This is a genomic window from Vibrio mimicus CAIM 602, assembly GCF_000338875.1.
GTDB classification, from domain to species: Bacteria; Pseudomonadota; Gammaproteobacteria; order Enterobacterales; family Vibrionaceae; genus Vibrio; species Vibrio mimicus.
Map to the genome: position 1 here is coordinate 134,166 of NZ_AOMO01000027.1, position 26,815 is coordinate 160,980.

Sequence of the window (26,815 nt, forward strand, 5' to 3'; positions counted from 1 at the left end):
GACTGTGGTTCGAAACTTCGCAGTCGACAAGAAGAGAACAAGGAAAACGGGATGGCAAGGTTACAGTTCCAATTGCAGGTGGACGGCGTTGATGATGAATCGTTGGTCGTACGCGGATTTGAAGGGCAAGAGTCTCTTTCTGACAGCGTATGGCGCGATCAACCCTGTTATGGTTTTCGTTATCAGATCGATTTGGCTAGTGCGATCCCGGGCCATACAGCTGAGCTGTTTGTCGATAAAACGGCTCATTTGACGATTGTACGTGATGGGAACATTGCGCAGCAGATTAATGGTGTTATTCGCCAATTCAGCAAAGGTGATACTGGTCATCGACATACTTTCTATTCGTTAACCTTGGTTCCTGCCCTTGAAAGGCTTTCTTTACGCAGTAATAGCCGTATTTTCCAAGAGCAAACTGTGCCAGAAATCATCTCCATTTTGCTGCAAGAAATGGGGATTGAAGACTACGCTTTTGCCTTAAAACGCAAGTACGAAAAGCGCGAGTTTTGTGTGCAATACCGTGAAACAGATTTGCATTTTTTACACCGTATTGCGGCTGAAGAAGGTTTGGTTTATAGCCATTTACATGAAGCGAACAAGCACACACTCTTATTTACCGATCGTACCGATTGTCAACCTAGGCTAGCTACTCCAGTTCCTTACAATGCCTTGGCGGGTGGTGGGATAAACATCCCTTATGTGGTTGGGTTGCAACTCAAAACCACTGCTCAAGTGAGTCATACTGAGCTGAAAGATTACAGCTTTAAAAAGCCTGCCTACGGTTTTACTCAGCGTACTCAAGGTCAGGAAATGGCTTACCAGCAAACGACCTACGAGCATTTCGATGCGCCGGGGCGATACAAAGATGATGTCACTGGTAAAGCGTTTAGCCAGATTCGCTTAGAATTCTTGCGTCGTGAAGCTTATCTTGCGGAAGCGAAAAGTGACCAGCCGCTTTTGCTCGCGGGAGTACGTTTTGATCTACAAGACCATCTTAACCCTGCTATGAATCGAGATTGGCTGGTGGTGCAAGCTAACCATCAAGGTACTCAACCACAAGCTCTGCAGGAAGATGGTGGCAGTGGAGCGACCACATACAGTAATCAGCTCAAACTTATCCCTGGGCATATCACTTGGCGAGCAAGACCCTGTGTAAAACCACAGGTTGATGGTCCGATGATTGCCACTGTAGTTGGTCCCTTAGGCGAAGAGATTTTTTGCGATAAATTCGGGCGAGTGAAAATCCATTTCCCGTGGGATCGCTATTCCAGCAGTAATGAAAAAAGCTCCTGTTGGGTGCGAGTCGCGCAAGAGTGGGCAGGTAGTCAGTATGGCAGTATGGCGATTCCACGTGTCGGTCATGAAGTGATTGTTTCGTTTCTTAATGGCGATCCGGATCAGCCGATCATTACTGGTCGCACTTATCATGCGACCAATACTTCCCCTTATTCATTGCCTGATAATAAAACTAAAACAGTGCTTCGTACTGAAACCCACCAAGGACAAGGCTACAACGAGCTGAGTTTTGAAGATCAAGCGGGCACTGAGCAAATTCTACTTCACGCACAAAAGGATTTTGACGCGCTGATTGAACACGACCACACCGAAGTGATTCGTCATGATCAGCATTTAACCGTGGTTAATGACCGTTTTACTCGTATCCAACGCAATCAACACCTTACCGTCGAGGGCGAAGGCCGTAGCAAGATAGCACTCGACAGCAGTCATGAAGTTGGCGCGTCACTACAACACAAAGTAGGGCAACGCATTGCTGTCGAGGCGGGTAAAGAGATTTCACTCAAAAGCGGCGCGAAAATCGTGGTTGAAGCCGGAGCGGAGTTAACCCTAAAAGCAGGGGGCAGTTTTGTAAAAGTCGATGCAGGTGGCGTGCACTTAGTCGGTCCTGCCATCAACCTAAACGCGGGCGGCAGTGCAGGCAGCGGTAGCGCTTATGGTGGGCAATTAGCGGCAGCACCAAGAATGTTAGCGCAAGCTAAACCAGTAGCAGAATTGGTTCAGCCGGATATTGCAGCCTCAATGCAATCAGGCGCGGCGCGTGTTATTGATGTTGCATCACTCCCCACTATGATGCCGAGTTCTGCCAATAACACGGCAAATGATGAGCCTGTGGCCGAAGAGAAAACACCGGAGCGAATTTTAAAATCCGATCTTCTCAAACCATCCGATGAGTTAGAGAAACTCGCCAAGCGACAAGCGAGTGCTTATCGCCAAGGTAATCACAGCGATGAGGTTAAGTTACTACAAGAAGCGCTAATAAAACTGGGGTTTGATATCGGAAAAGCAGGAGCTGATGGTGACTTTGGTGGAAAAACTAAGACCGCGATTGAGCAGTTCCAAAAAAGCTATCAACCAAGCCACCAAACACACCCGTCTTACAGCATTGGCCCCGTTGATGGTATTGTCGGCAAAGGTACACTACTAGCACTAGATGAAGCCTTGATGGATGGTTGGGTTTATCTTCTTATTACTAAGGACATGCTAAATGCAGTGTGCCCTAATTCAGGTAATAATAAGGAGTTGTTAGATTCATTAAATAAATACTGTCCTATGTACGAAATAGATACACCCATTAGAATTGCACATTTTTTATCTCAAATTGCTCATGAAAGTGGATGTTTTAGTAGTTTGACAGAAGGAAGTAATTATAGTCATATGGCTGCGAAACTAAAGTTTTCAAAATATAGATCATATGTTGACTCATTAAAATCTGATTCGATAAACAAGTTTATAAGAGAAGATAACCCAGCAAGATGTAAACAACCTGATTTGTTCAATTTTGTTTATTCAAGTAGTAATGGTAATGGAGATGAGAAATCCGGAGATGGATATAAATATAGAGGTAGGGGGCTCATTCAGATTACAGGAAAAGATAAGTATTCAAGGTTTACAAGTGTGCATAATAGTAAAAATCCTGATGACACTCAAAATTTTGTCATAAATCCAGATCTTGTTTCCGAAAATTTAAATTATGCAGTTGAGTCAGCATGTATTTACTGGAGGCATTGGGGGGCACTATCTAAAAAATTTAACGCTAATGGTGATGTAAACATATTAATTGATAATGCACCAAATGATGTTGAGTTAATTAGCCAGGCGGTAAATGGTGGTAGTTATGGACACTCTAATGGCTTAGATGACCGCATTGATAAATTTAATAAAATAAAAAATAACTTGGGATTGTGATTTTATGAAAAATTGTGTGTATCTTATCGTCTTAACACTGTGTTTCAGTATAGCTCAAGCTAATGATGAAAATGTTGATGATTTAATTGTATCATCATATATAGAAACTCAAGATGAGAAGATAAAAGATTTCCAAGGAGAAGAGTTTCAAATTTCTTTCCAGAAAGAGAGTATCATGAAAAAAGGAGGTCTCAATGATGGTAGCCTTAACGCATTCATAACAATCTCTGGTAACCGAAGTTTATTGTTTGAACAAAAAGATTTTAATCCATATGGGCAAGATGCATTTGTCTTTTCTTGTAAAGCATCAGACAGTAAGTTGAGGGTTTTTATTCAGACAAGATATGCAAGCTCAGATAATATCACACCTTGGTTTATTCAGTTTACGCCGTATATTTTTACGATTGAATCTGGTTCAGTAAGAAGAGAATATAATTTTGAACATGAATATTTCTATGGTGGCGACTTTTTTTATAGAAGAATAATTGATGATGAGAAATTAATCATTAAATATCCATTCTATACCAATGATAAAGTCATAGAGAGATTGTTTGAATCTAAATTATGTGTTGATTATAGTGAATAATTTACTTTCTGCGTATTCTACTATTTTATTTATATGGTTTGGTGTTAGTGGTGACGCTATTGCTAGTGAAAGCTGCAATAATACATCTGGAGTACATCAAAAAATTCTAGTGTGCATCCTAAATGAGATAGCTAAGTCAGAGACTCAGATTAGAAATAATATTTCTTCTAAGTCTATAGATTATGGTTTTCCTGATGATTTCTACAGCAAGCAAAGATTAGCTATTCATGAAAAGTGTATGCTTTATATAAATGTAGGTGGCCAACGTGGTGAATTGCTAATGAATCAATGTGAACTTTCGATGCTACAAGGCCTTGATATTTACATTCAACAGTATATAGAGGATGTTGATAATAGTTAGGATTAGCATCACAAATAAGTTTGTGATAATGAATGCTTTGGGTTTACTACGGATTGTTAATTAAATATCAGTGATATTAAAAATACATCGATTAAATTGGGTCGTCGTTAAAACCCCAGAGCAATTAAACTCTGGGGTTTTTCCTTCTCACAGCACACAATATTTAGCGTAAGAGCCCGCTTCTTTGGCTGTCCAGTCACCTTTGGATTTTTCATTCATATCTTCGCACCAAGATTTGCTGCCGACTTCATTGTTGAAAATACAGTGTTTGGCGAAGTCGAGAGTGTCTTGAGTATTCCACTCGCTTTTCGGTTTTTCGCGCATTCCTTCACACCATGATTTACTGCCGACTTCGGTACAGGCTGAAAGCGCTAGCGCACTCAATACTACCAATAGAGTGTTTTTCATTCGATCCTCATTCACTGCTTTAGTTTGTTGGCGTCACTATACCGAACCATGAGGCCGCTGTGTTAAATCAGCGCGAAAAGATCGTGCTCACTCGAAGTGTGTTCATTCAGTTGTATATCTGAAGAATAATTTTGCTGATCGTTTTCACACTCTGCCGATTTGTCGCGTGCAAACTCAATTGAGTAAACTATTATGTCATCGAAACGTTTCGATGTGCATTTTTTCATCAGATTGAAGTGGTGCAGTCGTTATCTGAACGTGAATTGATAAAAGGTATCACCATGAAAAAAAGTACCCTACTGAACTCTGATCTCTCTTATCTGGTGGCGACACTCGGCCATACCGATGAAATCACTATTTGCGATGCTGGGTTACCAATACCCGATGAAGTGACGCGTATTGATCTCGCGCTCACTCATGGTGTGCCTTCTTTTTTGGAAACGGTGCGGGTGATTTTGTCTGAGTCACAGATTGAAAGTGCCATCGTGGCGGAAGAGTTTGTTCGAGTGAGTCCGGTACTACATGAAGCTTTATGCCGTGAATTGAAAGCCGAAGAGCAATTGTGCGGTAAGCCGATTGCTATCCAATACATCAGCCATGAAGCGTTTAAACAACGTACCTTGCAAAGTCGCGCGGTAGTGCGCACTGGTGAATGTACACCTTATGCCAATGTGATTTTCCAAGCAGGTGTCGTGTTTTAACCACGCCTAACCATGGAGTAAACACTATGACTCAAGCAATTTTAGCCCTGAGCCAAATTGAAAAAGCGTTCCCTGGCGTGAAAGCCTTGGACAAAGCGAGCCTGAATGTCTATCCGGGGAGGGTAATGGCGTTAATGGGTGAGAACGGCGCAGGCAAGTCAACGTTGATGAAAGTGCTGACCGGCATTTACAGCAAAGATGCAGGAAGCATCGAGTATCAAGGCCAACCTGTGAGTTTTAAAGGCCCACGAGATTCCCAGCTGGCTGGCATCAGCATTATCCACCAAGAGTTAAACCTGATCCCGCAGCTTACGATTGCGGAAAATATTTTTCTTGGCCGTGAGATGACTTCGCCATTCGGACGCATTCTGTGGGATGAAATGTACCGCAAAGCCGATCAATTGCTCGCGCGTTTGAATGTGAAACACAGTGCGAAAACCTTGCTCGAAGATCTGAGCTTGGGTGAGCAGCAGATGGTGGAAATTGCCAAAGCGCTGTCGTTTGAATCGAAAGTCATCATCATGGATGAACCGACGGATGCGCTGACCGATACCGAAACCGAATCTCTGTTTAATGTCATTAATGAACTGCGCGAACAAGGCTGCGGCATTGTTTATATCTCGCACCGTTTGAAAGAGATTTTTGAGATTTGTGACGACATCACAGTGCTGCGTGACGGCAAATTTATTGGTGAGTGCCGCGTGTGCGATACCAATGAAGATGGCCTGATTGAGATGATGGTTGGCCGTAAACTGGAAGAACAGTACCCACGCATTGCTGCGCAGCAAGGTGACATCAGCCTTGAGGTGATTGGCCTGACTGGCTCGGGTGTACACGATGTCAGCTTTACGCTTAAAAAAGGCGAGATTCTTGGTGTCTCTGGCCTGATGGGGGCCGGGCGCACTGAACTGATGAAGGTGATTTATGGCGCGCTGCCTTCGGAGCGTGGGGTGATTAACCTCAATGGGCGCACTGTTAATCCAGTTAGCCCGCAAGATGGTTTGGCCAACGGCATCGCTTATATCTCAGAAGATCGTAAAGGTGATGGCTTGGTGCTTGGCCTTTCGGTGAAAGAGAACATGTCACTCTGCGCGCTCGATCAATTGAGCAAAGGCATGCAAATTCGACATGCCGATGAAGTGATTGCCGTGGATGACTTTATTCGCCTGTTCAACATCAAAACCCCAAGTCGTGAGCAAATCATTGGCAACCTTTCTGGGGGTAATCAGCAGAAAGTGGCGATCGCTAAAGGGCTGATGACTAAGCCGAAAGTGCTGATTTTGGATGAACCGACTCGCGGCGTTGACGTGGGTGCGAAAAAAGAGATCTACCAACTGATCAACCAATTTAAAGCCGAAGGTATGAGCATCATTTTAGTCTCCTCAGAAATGCCAGAAGTGCTTGGCATGAGTGACCGCATTCTGGTGATGCATGAAGGGCGCATTAGCGGCGAGTTTATGGCGAGCGAAGCCGATCAAGAGAAATTAATGGCGTGTGCAGTAGGGCGTAACCCTGCTCACGCAGCATGAAACAAGGATACAGCATGAGTACCCGAACCATGACCAATACGACATCTGATAACCGTAAAAAACTGCTCAGTAAAGAGTGGTTGATTGAACAAAAATCGCTGATCGCACTGCTGTTTTTAGTGGTTGTCGTCTCCTTCTTAAACCCGGATTTTTTTACTGTCGATAACATACTGAATATTCTGCGCCAAACCTCAGTCAACGCGATTATTGCGGTCGGTATGACGCTGGTAATTTTAACTGCAGGGATTGATTTGAGCGTCGGTTCGGTGCTCGCCTTGTGTGGCGCTTTTGCGGCAACCTTAGTGGCGATGGAAGTCCCTGTTCTGGTAGCCGTACCCACGGCTTTACTGGCCGGTGCTGCGCTTGGCGCAATCAGCGGCATCATCATTGCCAAAGGCAAAGTGCAGGCGTTTATTGCCACTCTAGTCACCATGACGCTGCTGCGCGGCGTCACCATGGTGTACACCGATGGGCGTCCTATTTCGACCGGATTCACTGATACGGCGGACACCTTTGCATGGTTTGGTACTGGCTACGCGTTGGGCATTCCGGTTCCGGTATGGCTGATGGTCGTGGTGTTTGCCGGCGCTTGGTATCTACTCAATCACACTCGTTTTGGCCGTTATGTGTATGCAGTGGGCGGCAACGAATCGGCGACTCGTCTCTCTGGTATCAACGTTGATCGCGTCAAAATCGGGGTGTATGCCATCTGTGGTTTACTGGCCGCGCTGGCGGGCATCATCGTCACTTCACGCCTTTCTTCTGCGCAACCCACCGCGGGTATGGGCTATGAATTGGATGCGATTGCGGCTGTCGTGCTCGGTGGCACCAGTTTGATGGGCGGTAAAGGCCGCATTATGGGCACGCTGATCGGCGCACTTATCATCGGATTTTTAAACAACGCATTGAACTTGCTCGATGTTTCCTCCTACTACCAAATGATTGCGAAAGCAGTGGTTATTTTGCTGGCAGTCTTGGTAGACAACAAAAATAAATAAAACGTGAATCCGCCTCGACAGGGCAAGGGCTGCGAGGCTAAACCAAAAAGGACTACGAAAATGAAAAAACTGACCACTCTTATCTCTGCTGCTCTACTTTCCACTTCGGTTTCTTTTGCGGCGCAAGCGCAAGATACCGTGGCGATTGTGCTTTCAACACTGAATAACCCTTTCTTCGTAACCATGAAGGATGGGGCAGAAGCGAAAGCCAAAGAACTTGGCTACAACCTGATTGTGTTGGACTCGCAAAATGACCCAAGCAAAGAGCTTTCAAACGTGGAAGACCTTACTGTGCGCGGCGTGAAAGCGATTCTGATCAACCCGACTGATTCGGATGCGGTTTCTAACGCGATTCGTATTGCTAATCGTTCTAACATTCCAGTTTTGACATTAGACCGTGGTGCGAGCCGTGGTGATGTGGTGAGCCACATCGCTTCTGATAACGTAGTCGGCGGTGAAATGGCAGGCCATTTTATTGAAGAGAAGATTGGTAGCGATGCCAAAGTGATCCAACTGGAAGGTATCGCCGGAACTTCTGCGGCTCGTGAGCGTGGTGAAGGCTTCATGAATGCAGTGAAAGGCAGCAAAATGCAGCTTCTGGCTAGTCAACCTGCCGATTTTGACCGTACTAAAGGGTTGAACGTCATGGAAAACCTACTTGCGGCCAACCCAAATGTACAAGCTGTGTTTGCGCAAAACGATGAAATGGCATTGGGCGCACTGCGTGCGATTCAAGCGTCAGGCAAGTCAGTGATGATTGTTGGCTTTGATGGAACCGATGACGGTATCGCAGCGGTAGAGCGCGGCCAATTAGCAGCAACTGTCGCACAACAGCCAGACATGATTGGCGCAATTGGTGTTGAAACGGCCGACAAAATGCTCAAAGGTGAAAAAGTGGAAGCTTACATCCCGGTAGCACTGAAAGTGATTTCAAAATAATCTGATCTTTCCCTCCTCACATGAGGAGGGAAAACCGAGCGGTTTACGGGTTTTACTTCTCTCGCTCTGCCCAACAAATTGAAAGGGTATCAGCCATTAAACCACTCTGTTTTTCCTCATTAATACAAAGGATAACCGTATGAATAAGTTGGTGGTTCTGGGTAGCGTCAATGCAGACCATGTGCTGCAAGTGCCTTCATTTCCTCGCCCCGGAGAAACCTTACACGGGCGCAATTATCAAGTCATTCCCGGTGGTAAAGGGGCGAATCAAGCGGTTGCCGCCGCGCGTATGCAAGCCGATGTGGGTTTTATCGCCTGTGTTGGTGATGATTCGTTTGGTATTAATATTCGTGAGAGTTTTAAGCTAGATGGCATCAATACTGCCGGTGTGAAACTGCAACCTAACTGCCCAACCGGCATTGCGATGATTCAAGTTTCAGATAGCGGAGAAAACAGCATCTGCATTTCAGCAGAAGCCAATGCCAAGTTGACTGCTGCCGCGATTGAGCCCGATCTCGCGGCGATTCGTGATGCACGTTATCTGCTGATGCAATTGGAAACGCCGCTCGATGGTATTTTAAAAGCGGCGCAAGAAGCGAAAGCGGCAAAAACCAATGTGATTCTTAACCCTGCTCCCGCCCGTGAGTTGCCTGATGAACTGCTGCAATGTGTGGATCTGATTACGCCGAATGAAACCGAAGCGGAAGTGCTCACCGGAATTACGGTCTCGGATGAGGCCAGTGCGCAGCAAGCGGCGGACGCTTTACACTGTAAAGGCATCGAGATTGTCATTATTACCCTTGGTTCAAAGGGCGTGTGGTTAAGCCAAAATGGTCGCGGACAACGAATTCCCGGTTTTGTGGTGAAAGCCACGGACACCACCGCCGCAGGTGATACCTTTAACGGTGCATTGGTGACTGGCTTGTTGCAAGAAATGCCTCTAGAATCAGCCATTAAGTTTGCCCATGCCGCTGCCGCGATCTCGGTAACACGCTTTGGTGCGCAAACCTCTATTCCCACTCGTGCGGAAGTTGATGCCTTTTTAGCAGAACACTCATAGGAGAAAACACATGGCCACCATGAAGGATATCGCTCGACTTGCTGGCGTCTCCACTTCAACTGTGAGCCACGTGATCAACAAGAGTCGTTTTGTGAGTGATGAAATTGCTGAGCGGGTGAATAATGCGGCTCAGCAACTCAATTACGCGCCTTCAGCCCTCGCGCGTAGCCTAAAAATGAACCGTACCCAAACCATCGGTATGTTGGTGACAACTTCAACCAACCCTTTCTTTGGTGAAGTAGTAAAAGGTGTAGAACGCAGTTGCTATCACAAAGGTTATAACCTGATTTTGTGCAACACTGAAGGCGATAACCAACGCATGAAAGCCAGCATCAATACCTTGCTGCAAAAACGTGTTGATGGTTTATTGCTGATGTGTTCAACCCTTGAGGGAGAACGGTTGGATGTGTTTGATCGTTATCCCGATATTCCTGTTGTCGTCATGGACTGGGGCCCAATCCTGTTTGCCAGTGACAAAATTCAAGACAACTCACTGCAAGGCGGCTACATGGCGGCCAAACATCTGATTGAGTGCGGACACAGAGAAATTGGTTGTATCACTGGACCTCTGATTCGCCATCAAGCGCAAATGCGTTATGAAGGCTATAAGAGAGCATTGTCGGAAAAAGGAATTGCCATCAACCCGGATTGGATTGTTGAATCTGACTTTGAGTGTGAAGGTGGCTACAACGCATTTGAAAAGCTTTGTGAACGTGGAAAACTGCCGAGCGCACTGTTTGTGTGTAACGACATGATGGCGATGGGTGTGATTCAAGCAGCTAACCTGCGAGGTCTGCGAGTGCCTGATGATATCTCCCTGATTGGTTACGATGATGTGCATATCGCCAAGTTTATGTCTCCTGCTTTAACCACCATTCATCAGCCTAAATATCGCCTCGGCAAAGCCGCCATCGATACTCTGCTTTATCGGTTGGAAAATCCAGACACCACCGCGCAAGTGGTACAGTTAGAGCCTACTTTAGTGGTGCGTAGTAGCGTACGAAAACTCGGCTAGCCGCCTTCATTCTTCCCATTGTTCTAATTTATGATCCAAGCCAATCGAAGAGGACAAATGTCCTCTGGCATTATGGTTCCACACCTTATAGTGAACAAAACCCATAACAATGAGAGATAGAACACGATGGAACTGATGACTTTTTTTGATATTAACCACACCTTAGTCAATATTCCGATAGGTGGCGGATATGCCATGTCGTGGATTGAAGCGGTGGGAACGCTGTTTGGTTTGCTGTGTATCTGGTTTGCGAGCCAAGAGAAAACTATTAACTACTTATTTGGCCTGATTAATGTCACGCTGTTTGCGGTGATTTTCTATCAGATTCAACTGTATGGAATCTTGTTGCTCCAGCTGTTTTTCTTCTGCGCCAACATTTATGGCTGGTATGCGTGGACTCGGCCCAATGCTCAAGGGGATACGCTCGTTGTGCGTTGGATGAGCCGCCAAAAATTGCTGCTCACAGCATGCATTAGCGTGATCAGCATTATCTTGATGACCATTTACATCGATCCGGTATTCTTTTCTTTAGCCAATATTACCGTTGATGTATTGAATCTGTTCGGCGCGCAACTGGATCGCCCAGTGTTATCTCCGGATGCTTTCCCATTCTGGGATGCGACGATGACGGTACTTTCGGTGGTGGCGCAGATTTTGATGACGCGTAAATATGTGGAAAACTGGATTCTGTGGGTGGTGATCAACATCATCAGTGTCGGAATTTATGCGGCGCAAGGAGTGTATGCCCTCTCTATCGAATACGCGATTTTGCTGTTCATTGCCGCCAATGGCACTCGAGCTTGGATGCAAACCGCTCGTCATAATGCAGAAAAAAACCTGACCAATGAGGCAACAGCATGAGCATTCAACCCCACATTAATGTTGCCCAAGTTGCGCCACGTGTTGTGGTCTGCGGTGAACCGAATCGTGCGAATCGTATTGCCAGCTTGTTGAATAACGCAGAGCTTGTCGCTGAAAACCGAGAATACCGCTTATTCAGTGGTGAGTTTGAAGGGCAACCGATCACCGTATGCAGCACAGGAATTGGTGCACCATCCATGATCATTGCGGCGGAAGAGCTAGCGCGAAGTGGTGCAAAAGCCATTGTGCGAGTGGGTTCCGCAGGCGCAATGCAGCCGGAGATCGGATTAGGTGAACTGATTTTGGTGGAAGGTGCAGTACGTGATGAAGGTGGCTCAAAGGCGTATATTAATGCCGCTTATCCCGCATACTCAAGTTTCGAATTGGTGGTGGAGATGCAACGCTTCCTAGCTGCGCAGGCAGTACCCACTCACAGAGGTATTGTTCGCTCGCATGACAGCTTTTACACCGATGAAGAAGCAGAATTGTGCCGTTATTGGAATCGCAAGGGGATTCTTGCGGCGGATATGGAAACCTCTGCACTGCTTACGGTTGGCCGTTTACGCGGTCTACAGGTTGCTTCCGTTCTCAATAATGTGGTGTTGTATGAGCAAGATGTGCAAGAGGGCGTGAATCAATACGTCAATGCCGATCAAATGATGATGCAGGGAGAAACGCTGGCTGCACGTGCTGCTTTGCATGCGTTAAACGCACTTAAATTCCAATCTTCTTAAGGTGCATAATATGGCCTCGCTCAATGAACGGTATTCTTCGTTGGGCGAGGCATCACCGTAGAGCTTCGCCTAGTGGCAAAAAACAGGTAGCCTATGCCCATGTGAATCGAATTTCAAAACGCTATGCAACTTACCGCTAACACTACCGGCCGTTTTTCAGGCTATTTGAATACGCAACTGCCTGCGTTTCGTCTGGCGTTGGCTCAGTGCCAAACGGCGACAAAAAGGTTTGATGCGGGTGAAACGCTGTTGCAGCAAGGCCAACCTGTTGAGTCTCTGTATGTGGTGTCTTGCGGCCGAGTTTCGATGAATATTCTGGCGGCTAATGGACGCCGTTTTCAACTCGGTGAAGTGCAGTGTGACGATCACCTTTTTGGCGAGATGGAGTTTTTTACCGCCATGCCTTGTCAGTGGAATGTGGTGGCCGAAGAGCCGATTCAAGCAGCGGTCATTTGTGCTCAGAAGCTGCAAGAGTGCCTTGAACAGCAACCTGTTCTTAGCCTGTTTTTTGCGTCTGCTTTAGCGCAGGATTACCAAGAGTCGCTGGACATTTACACGCAGCGTTTGATGCATTCAATCAGTTTTAACATCGCGCATGATCTGCTGCTACACCACGATACGCAGGTCAATTTGGGTGGCTTTGAAAGGATGGAGCCAGAAGCGGAGCGCTTCGGTACGTCAAGCCGAGTGTATCGCCGTGCAGTGAAAGAGTTGGTGGATAGGGGATTGGTCGAAAAAGGCGAGCGTGGGCTCGTCATCAAAGACATTGAAGCTTTGCGTGCTTTTGTGGTCAGCTTTGAATAAGCGAGGTGTCCCTCGCTTATTCGCAATCAGTCTTGCTTAAAGCATTATTGATTTAAGAAAGCCACCGCTTTATCGGGGAAGTCAGTGAACAGACCATCCACTTTCACTTGGTTGTAGAACACATCCAACATTCCTTCGAAGTTGTCTGCCCAAGGTGCAATGCGCCCTTTATCGGCACGGAAGGTGTAAGGATGCACCACCAGACCAGCATCTTTCGCTTGCTTCATCAACGGCTTAATAATGATGTTGCCTTTGGTTGAAGCATCATCAACCAACATAGGTTTCCACGGGCCGATGCCATCCGCATATTGCGCGACTTTGGCCATGCCGCCTTCGGCAAACATCCAGTCATAGTCATAGGGTGTGGCTTGGTCACCTTGATAAACCATGGTTTCATCCCAGTCGGTGTACGCCAGCAGCTGTACCAGGTTGAGATCCATCTTCATCGCTGGCAGCAGCTCATCATTAATGCGTTTTAGCTCGATAGGATCAAAACACTGCAGATAGATTTTGTCGTCTTTGCTGTCGTAACCATACTGCTTCAGCACTTTGAGGACCGCTTGAGAAATGTCTTTGCCTTCTTTGCGATGGAACCAAGGGGCTTTGATCTCGGGGTAGATACCGATGTCATAACCCAGAGTTTGGTTTAGCCCTTGAATCAGCTCAATTTCTTCTGCCAGAGTCGGGACGGTGAAATCCCCTTTCCATAAAGGGAAACGATCGGGAAAGCCGGCGACTTTTTTACCTTGATCATCAATATTGAAGCCTTCCGTCACGCGCAAGGTTTTAATTTCGGCCAGCGTAAAGTCAATCGCATAGTAACGGCCATCGGCTCGTGCGCGATTGGGGAAACGCTCTGCAACATCGGTGACGCGATCCAAATAGTGATCATGTAACACCACGAGTTGATCGTCTTTAGTCATCACTACATCTTGTTCGATGTAATCCGGCTTCATCGCATAAGCCAGTGTTTTGGCTTCTAGAGTATGTTCTGGCAAGTAGCCAGAGGCTCCACGGTGAGCAATCACTAACGGTTCTGCGGAAACAATGCCTGAAAATAGAGAAGTTGAGCAGGCCAGAGCCAGCAGAGAAAGCGAGAATGGTTTAAGCATCATGAAATCCTTTTTTGTTATTCCCAGCCAACAGGTGCAAAACATGCAATTCCTATGGGTTGGGGATATTGAGTTGCCGCGCTCTTAATCAGGCAAGAGCGCGGCGAGGTGGGGGATATAAAACCACGCTAACGTTATTAGTTGATGACAGGCGTGCTCTAAACGGCCGCTTGTTTCAGTTTTTCGTTATGGTGAGCACGTTCACCAACAAAAGCGTAAAGCAGACAGATCACTGAAATGACACAGGAGGCCACGAGGATCATGAAGCCGCCATCCCAGCCGAAGTGGTCAACGGTGTAACCCAATACGGCGTTAGCTGCTACTGCGCCACCTAAGTAACCAAATAGACCTGTTAGACCTGCCGCTGTACCAGCGGCTTTCTTCGGAGCCAGTTCAAGCGCATAAAGGCCAATCAACATCACAGGGCCGTAGATCAGGAAGCCGATCGCGACCAGAGCGGCCATATCCACTGCTGGGTTGCCAGCTGGGTTGAACCAGTAAACCAGAACGGCAAGCGTTACCAACACCATGAACAGGATGCCAGCTGGCGCGCGGCGGCCTTTAAATACTTTGTCGGAAATCCAACCACACAGCAAAGTACCCGGAATGCCCGCCCACTCGTACAGGAAGTAAGCCCAAGAAGATTTATCAACGGTGAAGTGTTTGGCTTCTTTGAGGTAAACCGGAGCCCAGTCGAGTACACCGTAGCGGATCAGGTAAACGAAGGCGTTAGCAATAGCGATTGACCACAGCAATTTGTTGTTGAAAACGTACTTAAAGAAGATCTCTTTCGCGCTCATCTCGTTTTCATGCGATTTATCGTAATCATCGGGATAGTCATTTTTGTACTCTTCAATCGGTGGCAGGCCGCAAGATTGTGGCGTATCACGCATGGTGATCCAGATAAAGATCGCAACCAGTGTGGCGAAGAAGGCTGGCACATAAAACGCGGTGCGCCAATCATCGTTAAACATCCACAAACCGAGCAAGAAGATTGGGCCAATCAAGCCACCACCCACGTTGTGGGCGACGTTCCAGACTGAAACAATCTCCCCACGTTCTTTGCGTGACCACCAGTGCACCATAGTACGGCCACAAGCAGGCCAACCCATGCCTTGGAACCAGCCGTTTAAGAACAGCAAAATAAACATTGCGGTGATGCTGCCGGTTGCCCAAGGCATAAACCCGAAACAGAACATCACGATAGCGGAGAGAAGTAGGCCTGCACTGAGAAAGTAACGCGGGTTAGAACGGTCAGAGACGTTCCCCATCAAAAATTTAGACAGACCATACGCGATCGAAACCGCGCCCAATGCCACACCCAGATCGCCACGGCTAAAGCCTTGTTCGATGAGGTAGGGCATCGCCAAGCTGAAGTTTTTTCGAACTAGGTAATAACCGGCATAGCCAACAAAAATGCCGATGAAAAGTTGCCAACGAAGGCGAGAGTAGGCGCTGTCGATCTTGTCAGACGACAGCCGCTCGGTATGAGCTGCTGGTTTGAAGATCCCAAACATATTGACCTCATTGTTTTTTGCGATGGTATAAAAACCTTTACTGTCTGGCATTCCGCTGCACAAAAATGGGTATAACCACAGTAAAGAAATGGCGAACGAGCAATTTATTTTCGTTCGAAAGTGACGAGATTCTTATGTTTCTGAATTGTTATTACTGTGATTGATGTGGCACGTGAATTATTTTACTAATAAAAACAAATTGTAAATTTTCGATTTTGTTGATTTAAATCGCAAAAAATCCATGTTTAAGAAAATTAGGCAAGTCTTATGAAGGGATTGTGTTTCATTCGCTCAAATAAAATTGTTGAGCGAAAAATATTCAGATGAAATGAGTGAATGATTTATAAAGGAAAGAAAAAGAACAAAGTGATGGCATTCCGTTGCCATCTACAGTTAGTAAATTAGTCACGGCCAGTATCACGCGTTTGGTAGTGGTAATTCACTTTCACCATAGAACGATATTGGGTATCACCAGCTTTCGCGGAGACCGATTCGACTAAGACTTCGGTGTCATCGATTTTTAAGGTTTGCGGTAACACTTTGCTGCCCCACACGGAAAGTTCATTCGCGAGTGTTTTGGTTGGCAAAGTCTGTAACTGCTCTGTTTTCTTAACCCCTGCAGCATAAGCTTGGTCTTGAGTGGCGTAGACACCAGCTTCTAGAGTACGAGCTTCATAGCTGGTATCCATAGATGCAAAAACGCTAGCACTGAGGGTTAAAGCAGCAAGGCCTAGAATGATTTTTCTCATATTGATTTCCTTCTTGTTTAGCAAACTTCGTTTGATTTTTAAGAGTGATGATTTAGCTCTCTTTCCGAGAGATGTATCTATCCTATCAATGGCTTTGTAAAGAGTCCGTCATGCTGGGTAAAGCTTTCGAAAAAGTGCGGTTGAGATTTCTGATATAAGCCGAGTTACTGGCGGATTTATTGACACTGTCAATCCTTAACCAGTGGTTAACATTTGATAAAAGTATAGTTTGAAGTGCCTCGAAGGTCTAACGCAAGCAGACAACGTTGCAAGTCGGTGATGGAAAGTAGTCAGCAAATTGACCATTTTCCTCAGCACTTTGCGTTGGAATTGACACGCTATTTTTTGGTTATTGCTAGCTTTTGTTGGCCATTTGTAAACAACGATGGCCAGTAACAATAGTCAGAATCGATAAGGAATAATCATGAAATACGGACTAAAAATCAGTGCGCTAGGCACCGTAGTGTTAGGTTCTCTTCTCTCTACGAGCGTTCAGGCGCATGGGTGGGTGGAGTTTCCTAGCGCAAGGCAAAATACCTGTTACCTTGATGGCGGTTTTTGGGATAACACGATCCCTAACCAAGCTTGTCAGGCGGCTTATGATGTTTCTGGCGCTTTCCCATTTGTGCAGCGCAATGAAGTATCAGCTAACGTGCAAAACTATCGGGATATGGCGGCGGTAAAAGCGGTGGTGGTCGATGGTGAGTTATGTTCTGCTGCGGATAAAGCCAAAGCTGGTTTGAATGTGCCTTCTGCACATTGGCAAAAAACGGGCGTGACACTGGATGCGAATGGCCAAATCGAGGTCGTCTTCCATGCTGCGACACCACACAATCCCTCTTATTGGCAATTTTATTTAAGTAAAGCCAGTTACGATCACAGCCAGCCACTTACGTGGAATGACTTAGAATTGGTGGGCAGTTCGGACGATGTTGCTGCAGGAAGCGATAAGAAATACCGCTTTAAAGTCACACTGCCGCAAGGTCGCAGTGGCGATGCGGTGCTTTATACTCGTTGGCAACGTGTCGATGCGGGCGGTGAAGGCTTCTATAACTGTAGTGACATCACCTTTGGTGGCAGTACCACACCTCCTGGGCCGACTGATCCTGCAGAGCCAGTTAATCTCACCGCATTGGGTTACTACGTTCCACAAGGCTTTGGCCCTGTAGAATCGGGTGACAGTGTGCGTTTACGTACCTTTGATGCAACAGGCATGGAAACAACCGACATTACTTTGCCTATTACCGCGAACAATACGGGAACATGGGCCGCAGAATTGGCTGGGCAATTTAACCAACTGAAAAATGGCGAGTGGTACATTGGTATTTGGCATCAAGCCATGAACCATTACATGTTTGATACGCAAAACCTTTACGCTAACCAAGTATTCGCACCGAACAGTAATTTCACCTACCGTTTGTCTCTGACCAAAGGTGATACCACGCCACCGACTCAACCCAACAATGCTTGGGATAAAAGTAAAGCTTATTCAGCGGGTGCTGTTGTGACTCATAATGGCAAAAGCTGGACAGCACAATGGTGGACACAAGGTGAAGAACCAGGAACCACAGGTGAATGGGGTGTGTGGCGCTAAGCGTTACTCCTCTTTTTACGGTTAGAGAGTCACTTTAATGTTGTGAAAGGGCTCTTTTAAAAGCTAAAACAGGTTGTCTAATACAACCTGTTTTCTTTCCTACACTAATCCAGTTGACGTTATTGGGCGGCCTGCAGGCGCATTTCGAAGGTCATGCCCGCATCGGGGTTATTCGTTGCCACAATACTGCCTTGTATATCACGCATGCTGTTGGCGACAATCGTAAGGCCAAGCCCTAATCCCTCACCCATTTTCTTACTGGTTTGAAACGGTTCAAATATGGTGGTTAAGAGTTCTGGTGCAATACCACAGCCGTTATCGCTTACGCGCACGATCACTTGATGTTCTTCACTCACGGCGCTGATGCTGAGCTTCGGTTCGGGCGTTTTACCCATCGCATCTAACGCGTTCGACACCAAGTTGCCGAGCACTTGGCGTAATCGTTGTTCTTCCCCCATCACCAAAGGCAGATCGCTCGAAAGCCTAACTCGAACATCCACCGGAGCCAAGCGTGCTTGATGGATGCGCAAAATCTCCTGTAATGCATCGGGTAGCGAGATCGCTTGCAAAGCGTCGGGGCGATTAAACGCGAAGGACTTAAGTTGGGAGGTCATCGCCGCCATACGATCAATCAAAGAATGTACCAGCTTGGTATTGGCTTTGAGCAGTCGTGTTTCTCCTCGTTCAAGGAGCAATTCATTGCTAGAAAGCAGTGTACGTAAACCTGTGAGGGGTTGATTGAGTTCATGGGTGATCGCACTCGACATTCTGCCCAGTGCTGCCATTTTGCTGGCTTCAATCAGCTCTTGTTGAGCGGATTTCAACGCTGCAGTGCGTTCTTCCACGCGTTGTTGCAAATCGCGGTTCGCATTCTGTAGTGCAATTTCAGCCTTTTTACGCTTACTGATATCAATCAGAGTCACCAAATAATGACGGCGGTCTTTCCAACTGACCGCAATCAGGGAGAACAGCACTGGAAACAAACTCCCATCACTGCGTCGCGCGACCGTTTCCACATTAGTAATGTCAGCCAGTTCTTGATGCCGAGTGAGGTTTTTCAGCAGCAGCGGTACCGTAGCATTGGGATTCCCAGTATCAAACAGCGACCAAGCTTGCAGGTGACGCACCATGCTTTCCGATAGGCTGAAATAGCGCTTCGCCATCGGGTTGATTTCTTCTATGCGGCCTTGTCCATCTATCAGCAGTAGTCCAACGTGGGTTTTGTTGATCATATTGCGCTGCCGCTCTTCGGCCTCAAGTAACACCTGTTGAATCTTGGCTTCACTCAGGCGCTTTTGATACTGCTCATAACGTAGCCTTGCCAGCAACAGCAGCAATAAAACGGTTACGACAGAGCTGGTGCTGATCCACATCACCGTTGCATTGATGGTGTTGAGTGGTGTCAGATAAGTAATGGTCCAATTCAAATCATCCAGCGTGACCGATTGGGCAAGGTAAGGCGCTTTTTCAACATTCCACAGTGAGATGCGCGTACTATCAAATAGCGTTCGCTTTTGCACCGCTTGAGCAACATCAGGATGGGTGGCAATCCAATCGGCGCTGTATAGGGAGCTGCTGGAGAGAAAATAATGGTGGTTGGCGTTTTGAAATAAAATCAGCTCATCACTGGCGAACCACTGATCGGCCAACAAATTTAAGTCAACTTGTACCGCGACTGCGCCGATGATTTCCAAATCTAAGTAAACCGGAGCCGCCACAAAGTAAATAGGTTTAGTGCCTACGGATTTGGTAACAATCGAAATCCCTTCACGCTGCTGCAAAATTTTATTGATGATGCTTTGCCATCAGAGAGTTTCCAGTTTTCGGCATTTTTACTGGCGGTCAATACTGAGCCGGAGAGTGTCAGTATGTACCAACCTTTGGTATTTGCGGCTTTATCGAGCTGCGCCAATTGCTGCTGTAATTGTGCTTGTGGGCGATCATCGCCCTGAAACAGTTTGAGTGTGTTGGCTTCATTGGTAATCAGGTACGGCAAATGATAAAAGCGACTTAGAGTGCGCCTTACATCACTGATGTAGTCGAGCAAACGCTGCTCGCCATGGCGCTGTGCTTGCCCCAATTGCCAGTTTTCACTGATGGCGTGCGAACTCCATCTCACCGCGATCATCAGCAAAATGAGCAGAACAATCCAACCTGCCTTATTGAGTTTCAAAGCTTCATCCTATTTAAAACGTGCGTCGACTACCGCTATTCAACTTAACAACTAAAGCGATAAATGTTAATTGCTGGTTACTCAGAAGTGAGAGGCGGCTCCTTTCCAAGCCAGACAAATTTGCTTACTTTAGCCGCACTATAAATAGAACAGAGAATAAAGCGTGGAAAGCCAACGGATTGCATTGATTGAGGACGACGACATTGTGCGCCAAGCCACAGGCCAGTGGTTACAACTGGCGGGGTTTGACGTGGAGATGTTTGCTGATGGCACATCCGCGTTAGCGGCGATTGAGCAGCAGAGTTTCGCGGTCGTGGTGAGTGATGTACGCCTGCCCGATACCGATGGGTTGAGTCTGTTGGTGGCATTGAAAAATGTGCAGCCGCTAACGCCAGTAATTTTGATCACTGGGCACGGGGATGTCGACATGGCGGTGAAAGCGCTGCATCAAGCGCGTTCGATTTTATCGAGAAGCCATTCCAACCGGAGCGCCTTGCCAACACCGTGGCGCAAGCGGTCAGTCAGTACCAAAACGCGCTGTCATCGCAGTCGCGTGCCAACTATCTTGCTTCTGCCAAAGGGTTAGAGCAGATCTTGATTGGGCAGTGTAAGTCGATTCAACTGCTGCGCGAGCAAATTGCCAAAGTCGCAGCGATGGATACCAACGTGATCATTTACGGAGAAACTGGCTGTGGCAAAGAGCTGGTGGCGCAGTGTCTGCATCAAGCCAGTGAGCGTCAGCGTGGTCAGTTTGTGGCAATCAACTGTGGTGCGATCCCAGAAAACTTGTTTGAAAGTGAACTGTTCGGCCATGAAGCAGGCGCATTTACCGGTGCGGTGAAGCGTCGGATTGGCAAACTTGAATTGGCCGATAAAGGCACCCTGTTTCTGGATGAAATCGAGAGCATGCCGCTGGCCATGCAAGTGAAAGTGCTCCGCGTGCTGCAAGATCATGTGGTAGAGCGGGTGGGAAGTAATCAGCCGATCACCATTGACTTACGTGTGATTGCGGCGGCTAAGGAAGAGCTGCGGCAGCACGCGGAATTTCGCCAAGATCTGTTCTATCGTCTCAATGTTGCGCAGCTGTATTTACCGCCGCTGCGTGAGCGGGGGGAAGATATTTTGCTGCTGTTTGAACACTTCTGCGTACAAGTGAAACCGACTTGGCGCGGCCTGAGTGAAGCGGATCGGTTGGCGCTGCTCAGTTACCGTTGGCCGGGCAACGTGCGCGAGCTGCGTAATGTCGCGCTGCGTTATGCGCTGGATGACGACACCATCAGTGTTGGGGAAATTCTGGTTTCACGTCCGGGTATGACCGAAGAAGAAGCCTCGGCGGGGTTACCGCTGGCCATTCAAGTGCACAATTTTGAACGTAAAGTGATCGCTCAGGCGCTGCATCGTCATCAAGGTAACATCAGTGAAGTGATGAAAGAGCTGGATCTGCCTAGGCGCACCCTGAATCAGAAAATGCAGAAGTTTGGTTTGCTCCGCGGTGATTTTACTTCGCAAGAGGAATGAGCAAAATTTTGCTCATCACTTTTCAATGGCTTTTATTAACATCGATCACATTTAATTAACCTCGCGTGATCGCTCTCCTGATTTTTGAGCCTAAAACACGCGCTATGATCGGCTGGTTTTTTGCTGATGCTGTGTAGGCTCAATCAGCAAGATTCTGCTCATCTTTATCTGTGTTGAAAATTAATTACTTATAAAACAATGAATTAATTTTTGGCATCTTCTTTGCTGTTAGTGATATTGCCAATGCTGTACGACACCCGTATTTGGAAACGGTGCAGCATCGAAAAATAATCACAACATGGAGAGTAACGATGAAACAAAAGCGCCTTACGCAAACCCTATTAGCCGCCATCACTTCGTTTGGTTTAATCGGTGGAGCTTACGCAGCCGAAGAACGTAGCTACATTCTTGCCACCGCGTCAACCGGAGGAACCTATTACCCCGTAGGTGTAGCTCTGGCGACCCTGACTAAAGTCAAACTCACCCCGAGCTACCACTTTTCACTCTCCGCGATTAGCTCGGCAGGATCGGGTGAAAACGTGAAGTTGATGAACGATAACGAAGCGCAGTTCGCGATTTTGCAAGGTTTGTACGGTGCTTGGGCATGGGCGGGCGAAGGCCCGTATGCGGAGCGTCAAAACCAATTGCGTTCCGTCTCTATGCTGTGGCAGAACGTGGAGCACTTTATTGTGCGCTCTGATCTCGCGCCAACCGGCACCATTGCCGATCTGGCCAGCATGAAAGGGAAAAAGTTTTCGATTGGTTCGAAAAACTCAGGCACGGAATTTTCTGGTCGGCAGATCATGAAAGGGATTGGCGTTGACCCTGATACCTTTAATCTGGCTTATTTGGGTTACGGCGGCAGTGCTAGTGCGCTGCAAAATGGCACCATTGACGGCATGAACACGCCTGCGGGTGTGCCGGTTGGTGCGGTGACTCAAGCTTTTGCGGCGATGGGCAACGACATCAAGATTCTCTCTTTCACTGATGAGCAGATCAAACAAGCCAACGGTAACTACAACTTATGGACCAAGTTTGATATTCCGGCGAACACCTATCCGGGTGTCGATAAAACCATCACCACAATTGCTCAGCCGAACTTCCTCGCGGTGCGCACCGACATTTCGGAAGAGGATGTATATCAGCTCACTAAAGCCATGTACGAGAACTTAGCTTTCTTACAAGGCATCCACAAAGCGACCAAAGATATGGCTATTGAGAAAGCCATCGAAGGCTTGCCCATGCCACTGCACGCCGGTGCGGCGCGTTACTACCAAGAAGTGGGGATTAAAATTCCAGCTCACTTGATGCCACAGTAAGTTCGGTGAACGCGAAAGACTGCTCGGGAGCGGGCAGTCTTGCCCTTTACACATCAGATAAATCTAAAGGGCATCACTGTTTCCATTCGTCTATCCCCAAACCGCCGGAAGTGGTTGCAATACGGCTGCTTCGCGCGGGGGGTATGGCTTAGTTGTCTCGCTGTTGGAGTAACGCAATGAGCAATTCAGTAGAACAAGAACTGGAAAAGTTCGAAGTGCCAACCCGTACCCGTTTTGGTTGGGTAACGCGCACGATTTCCGTATTGTGTGTGCTGCTGTCGCTGGCGCACATTTGGTTTAACACTTTATCCACGTGGTCAGAATTGTGGATTTCGGCCATCCACTTCGCGGGGTTCGCGATGATTTGCGCGCTTTGGTATCCCGCCTTACCTCGTTGGCGTGAGAGCAAAGTTGCGCTTGCGTTTGATGTGTTGTTAGCGCTGCTGGCACTGGCGTGCTTGATCTATTTGATGCTGGAGGAAGATGCGCTCTATGAGCGCGGTGTGAAGTTTGTCACCAGCGATTGGGTGTTCTCAATTCTCGCGATCTTGATTGTGATGGAGATGATCCGTCGCACCATGGGCTGGTTTATCCCTACGTTGATTTTGATCTGTCTGACCTATGTTTCGGTCTGGGGCAAATGGGCAGGCGGCATTTTCCATTTTCCCGGCTTAAGTGCCGAAACGCTGCTGTATCGCAGTTTCTATTCCTCCGAAGGCATGTTTGGCTCGATTGCGGCAATCAGTTGGAGCTTCGTGTTCATGTTCATCCTGTTTGGTGCCTTCTTAGTGCGCTCTGGTGTCGGCGATTACATCATGGATGTGTCACGCGCTGCGGCAGGTAAAGTGGTGGGGGCCCCGGTTTTATTGCTGTACTGGCTTCGGGTTTGATGGGGTCGGTTTCAGGCTCTAGTGTCGCGAATACGGTATCAACGGGTGTGATCACCATTCCCATGATGAAAAAAGCGGGCTTTCCCGCACGTTTCGCCGCAGGTGTGGAAGCCGCAGCTTCGACGGGGGGGCAACTGATGCCGCCAGTGATGGGCGCAGGCGCGTTCATTATGGCGTCGTACACGCAGATCCCGTATGTGGATATTGTTGCGGTGTCGTTTATTCCTGCACTCATCTATTTCCTTTCCGTCGCGTTCTTCGTGCGGATTGAAGCCAAACGCACGGGTGTACAAATTGTCGCGGCGAGCCAAGAACCTTTCCTGAAAGTATTGGTATCGGGTTGGCATAACTTGATCCCACTCGCCGTGTTAGTGACCTTATTGGTGGTAGGCTTTACCCCAACGTATGCGGCGGGCTTGTCGATTTTGTCGGTGATTGTGGCTTCTTGGTTTTCCAAAAATCACAAAATGGGGCCCAAAGCGATCATTGAAGCGTTGGAGCAAGGTGCGAAAAACATGGCAACCACCGCGGTATTGCTGGTCGGCATCGGCTTGGTGATTAACGTGATCAGTACAACGGGCATCGGCAATACCTTCTCACTGATGATCAACAACTGGGCGAATGGCGATCTGCTGACCATGCTGGTGTTGATCACTTTGGCTTCTTTGGTGCTTGGTATGGGGCTGCCTGTGACGGCAGCGTACATTGTTTTGGGTACGCTTTCTGCGCCTGCGCTGTACAAGCTGCTGGCAGAAAGCCAGTTGGTGGACTTAATGGTTTCGGGTCAGTTACCGGAACAAGCCAAAGCGATTTTCATGCTGGCGGCGCCGGATCAACTGAGCTTGCTCAATGCACCCATGGCGGCGGAAAAAGCCCATGAGCTGATTAGTCTTGTTCCCGCAGATTTTGTGGAAACCTTGCTACAACAAAGCTTAGGGTTAGAAGCGATTGGTCTGGCTCTGCTTTCGGCGCATCTCATCATTTTCTGGCTCTCGCAAGACAGTAACGTGACGCCACCGGTGTGTTTGACGGCATTTGCAGCGGCCACCATCGCCAAAACGCCGCCGATGCGTACTGGGTTTACCGCGTGGAAAATTGCCAAAGGCTTGTATTTGGTCCCCGTGTTGATTGCCTATACCCAGCTAATCAGTTGGGACGTGACCACGGTTGTCACTATCGGTATCTTTGCGATTTTTGGCACCTACGCCATGATTGGCGCGATTGAAGGCTATCTGGAAGGGCCGCTGAATGTGCTGTTGCGCTTAGTGCTGGCGGTGATCGGTGTGGTGTTGGTGTGGCCAAATTTACCGATTTGGATCCGTTTAGTTTGTGTGGCGTTATTTGTGGCGATTTTTATCTACACACGAAAATCATCAACTCGCGTTGAGCGAGCAAATTCGGCGGTGCAGGAGGCGAAATCTGCATGATTTATGATTACGTGATTGTCGGAGGCGGTATTGTCGGCGTCTCCACGGCTTGGCAGCTTAAACAGCGTTATCCGGAAAAATCGATTCTGCTGGTGGAAAAAGAGGCGGGATTCTCCCGCCATCAAACCGGCCACAACAGTGGGGTGATCCATGCGGGGGTCTATTATGCCCCCGGCAGTTTGAAGGCCGATTTTTGTAAGCGCGGAGTCGAACGCACCTTGGCGTTTTGCGCGCAAAACAATATTCCAGTCGAGAACTGCGGCAAGTTGCTGGTGGCTACCAATGAGCAAGAGCTTGAACGTATGCACGCTCTCTATGATCGCTGCTTACAAAATCAGATCGACGTTGAAAAGCTGGATGCTGTGCAGTTGAAGTTGGCGGAACCTAATATCCGTGGTTTGGGGGCGATCTTGGTCAAAGCGACCAGTATCGTCAATTATTGTCTGGTGACTGAGAAAATGGCCGAAGCCTTTATGCAGTTGGGTGGCGAAGTGAAAATTGGCACGGAAGTGGTGGGGCTTGAGGAAACGCCATCCTCGGTCACGCTAACTTGCCAACAGAAGAACCAACGCGTGAGTTATCAGACCAGATTTCTAGTTAGCTGCTCAGGCTTAATGGCCGATCGCTTAACCAAGATGCTCGGTTTGCCGACGGATTTTCAGATCATCCCCTATCGTGGCGAATACTACCGTTTGGCACCAAGGCATAACCAAGTGGTGCGTCATCTTATCTACCCGATCCCCGATCCTGAATTGCCGTTTCTCGGTGTACATTTAACCCGCATGATTGATGGCAGCGTGACCGTTGGTCCCAATGCCGTTCAAGGTTTTAAGCGTGAAGGTTATGGTAGATGGAATGTTAGCCTGCGTGATGTGTGGGAGATGGTTCGCTTCCCCGGCTTTTGGAAAGTGAGCACCAAGCACTTTAAAACTGGCATGGTCGAAATGAAAAACTCATGGTGGAAAGCGGGCTACTTACAGTTGGTACGTAAATACTGCCCAAGTATCGAACTGGCGGATCTTCAGCCTTACCCTGCGGGCATTCGTGCCCAAGCGGTATTAAGTGATGGTACGCTGGTGCACGATTTTCTGTTTGCTGAAAGCCCACGCAGTTTGCATGTGTGTAACGCACCTTCTCCCGCGGCCACCTCCGCGATGCCCATTGGCGAATATCTGTGTGACAAAATCGCTGAGAAATCGCCAAGTTAATCCAATTCATGCTCGCTGATTACAGTGAGCATTTTCTCCGCTATTTCAATCGGTAATATTTAAAAATTCTTATTTATCATTGTTTTTTATTGATTCTATTGTAATCAT

19 protein-coding genes and 3 pseudogenes are annotated in these 26,815 nt (G+C 47.6%); 17 read left to right on the forward strand and 5 right to left on the reverse strand.

Annotated elements, in window-relative coordinates; translation table 11 throughout:
* The first annotated feature begins 51 nt into the window (after positions 1–51).
* The 3 genes from tssI to D908_RS11430 are packed head-to-tail and all read left to right on the forward strand — an operon-like array spanning position 52 to position 4,151.
* Positions 52–3,204, forward strand: coding sequence for a type VI secretion system tip protein TssI/VgrG (gene tssI / locus D908_RS11440; RefSeq protein ID WP_005524049.1), 3,153 nt, complete (start codon positions 52–54; stop codon positions 3,202–3,204).
* 16 nt (positions 3,205–3,220) lie between these two features.
* Positions 3,221–3,790 (forward strand): hypothetical protein, encoded by a 570-nt coding sequence (locus D908_RS11435; RefSeq protein ID WP_235047350.1) that lies wholly within the window; start codon positions 3,221–3,223, stop codon positions 3,788–3,790.
* Positions 3,783–4,151 (forward strand): hypothetical protein, encoded by a 369-nt coding sequence (locus D908_RS11430; protein ID WP_005524052.1) that lies wholly within the window; start codon positions 3,783–3,785, stop codon positions 4,149–4,151. The genes D908_RS11435 and D908_RS11430 overlap by 8 nt, the downstream gene beginning before the upstream one ends.
* Positions 4,152–4,298: 147 nt before the next feature.
* Here the strand turns inward: D908_RS11430 and D908_RS11425 are convergent, their stop codons facing one another.
* Positions 4,299–4,559, reverse strand: coding sequence for a DUF3012 domain-containing protein (locus tag D908_RS11425; protein WP_000799243.1), 261 nt, complete (start codon positions 4,557–4,559; stop codon positions 4,299–4,301).
* A 281-nt stretch (positions 4,560–4,840) separates the two neighbouring features.
* On the opposite strand from D908_RS11425, the gene rbsD reads away from it, so the two are divergent.
* The 9 genes from rbsD (at position 4,841) to D908_RS11380 (ending at position 13,200) form a co-directional block, all read left to right on the forward strand.
* Positions 4,841–5,260, forward strand: a complete 420-nt coding sequence (rbsD, locus tag D908_RS11420) for a D-ribose pyranase (protein WP_000749916.1) — start codon at positions 4,841–4,843, stop codon at positions 5,258–5,260.
* Between the two features lie 26 nt (positions 5,261–5,286).
* The gene (gene rbsA, locus D908_RS11415; protein ID WP_005524053.1) at positions 5,287–6,789 is read left to right on the forward strand and encodes a ribose ABC transporter ATP-binding protein RbsA; all 1,503 of its coding nucleotides are present in this window, start codon (positions 5,287–5,289) and stop codon (positions 6,787–6,789) included.
* Positions 6,790–6,803: 14 nt separating this feature from the next.
* Positions 6,804–7,787, forward strand: a complete 984-nt coding sequence (gene rbsC, locus D908_RS11410) for a ribose ABC transporter permease (protein ID WP_032467575.1) — start codon at positions 6,804–6,806, stop codon at positions 7,785–7,787.
* 60 nt (positions 7,788–7,847) lie between these two features.
* Positions 7,848–8,726, forward strand: coding sequence for a ribose ABC transporter substrate-binding protein RbsB (rbsB, locus tag D908_RS11405; protein ID WP_000737184.1), 879 nt, complete (start codon positions 7,848–7,850; stop codon positions 8,724–8,726).
* A gap of 139 nt (positions 8,727–8,865) precedes the next feature.
* Positions 8,866–9,786, forward strand: coding sequence for a ribokinase (gene rbsK / locus D908_RS11400; protein WP_005524055.1), 921 nt, complete (start codon positions 8,866–8,868; stop codon positions 9,784–9,786).
* Between the two features lie 10 nt (positions 9,787–9,796).
* Positions 9,797–10,801 (forward strand): substrate-binding domain-containing protein, encoded by a 1,005-nt coding sequence (locus D908_RS11395; protein ID WP_005524056.1) that lies wholly within the window; start codon positions 9,797–9,799, stop codon positions 10,799–10,801.
* Positions 10,802–10,927: 126 nt separating this feature from the next.
* Positions 10,928–11,662, forward strand: a complete 735-nt coding sequence (pnuC, locus tag D908_RS11390) for a nicotinamide riboside transporter PnuC (protein ID WP_032467576.1) — start codon at positions 10,928–10,930, stop codon at positions 11,660–11,662.
* Complete coding sequence (locus D908_RS11385; RefSeq protein WP_005524058.1) at positions 11,659–12,396, forward strand: nucleoside phosphorylase; 738 nt, start codon at positions 11,659–11,661, stop codon at positions 12,394–12,396. The genes pnuC and D908_RS11385 overlap by 4 nt, the downstream gene beginning before the upstream one ends.
* A gap of 123 nt (positions 12,397–12,519) precedes the next feature.
* The gene (locus D908_RS11380; protein WP_005524060.1) at positions 12,520–13,200 is read left to right on the forward strand and encodes a Crp/Fnr family transcriptional regulator; all 681 of its coding nucleotides are present in this window, start codon (positions 12,520–12,522) and stop codon (positions 13,198–13,200) included.
* Positions 13,201–13,244: 44 nt separating this feature from the next.
* Here the strand turns inward: D908_RS11380 and glpQ are convergent, their stop codons facing one another.
* From glpQ to D908_RS11365, 3 genes are all read right to left on the reverse strand, one after another.
* A complete protein-coding gene (glpQ, locus tag D908_RS11375; protein ID WP_005524061.1) occupies positions 13,245–14,312 on the reverse strand; it encodes a glycerophosphodiester phosphodiesterase in 1,068 nt (355 codons plus the stop codon).
* Positions 14,313–14,470: 158 nt separating this feature from the next.
* Positions 14,471–15,829: a glycerol-3-phosphate transporter gene (gene glpT / locus D908_RS11370; RefSeq protein WP_000466972.1), complete on the reverse strand. Its 1,359-nt coding sequence runs from the start codon at positions 15,827–15,829 to the stop codon at positions 14,471–14,473.
* Between the two features lie 401 nt (positions 15,830–16,230).
* On the reverse strand, positions 16,231–16,578 hold the full coding sequence (locus D908_RS11365) for a DUF3316 domain-containing protein (protein ID WP_001226296.1): 348 nt from the start codon (positions 16,576–16,578) through the stop codon (positions 16,231–16,233).
* 424 nt (positions 16,579–17,002) lie between these two features.
* Between D908_RS11365 and D908_RS11360 the strand changes: the two genes are divergently transcribed.
* Positions 17,003–18,172, forward strand: coding sequence for a lytic polysaccharide monooxygenase (locus D908_RS11360; protein ID WP_000873603.1), 1,170 nt, complete (start codon positions 17,003–17,005; stop codon positions 18,170–18,172).
* Positions 18,173–18,291: 119 nt separating this feature from the next.
* On the opposite strand, the pseudogene D908_RS0119255 reads toward D908_RS11360, so the two are convergent.
* Positions 18,292–20,345: pseudogene (locus D908_RS0119255) on the reverse strand (sensor histidine kinase).
* 163 nt (positions 20,346–20,508) lie between these two features.
* Here D908_RS0119255 and D908_RS0119260 point away from each other — a divergent pair.
* From D908_RS0119260 to lhgO, 4 genes and pseudogenes are all read left to right on the forward strand, one after another.
* Positions 20,509–21,863, forward strand: a pseudogene (locus D908_RS0119260) (sigma-54-dependent transcriptional regulator).
* 311 nt (positions 21,864–22,174) lie between these two features.
* Positions 22,175–23,182 (forward strand): TAXI family TRAP transporter solute-binding subunit, encoded by a 1,008-nt coding sequence (locus D908_RS11355; protein WP_000810877.1) that lies wholly within the window; start codon positions 22,175–22,177, stop codon positions 23,180–23,182.
* Positions 23,183–23,358: 176 nt separating this feature from the next.
* A pseudogene (locus D908_RS0119270) lies at positions 23,359–25,499 on the forward strand (TRAP transporter permease).
* Entirely contained in the window at positions 25,496–26,707 is a 1,212-nt protein-coding gene (gene lhgO / locus D908_RS11350) for an L-2-hydroxyglutarate oxidase (RefSeq protein ID WP_005524065.1), read from the forward strand. The pseudogene D908_RS0119270 and the gene lhgO overlap by 4 nt, the downstream one beginning before the upstream one ends.
* The last annotated feature ends 108 nt before the right edge of the window (positions 26,708–26,815 follow it).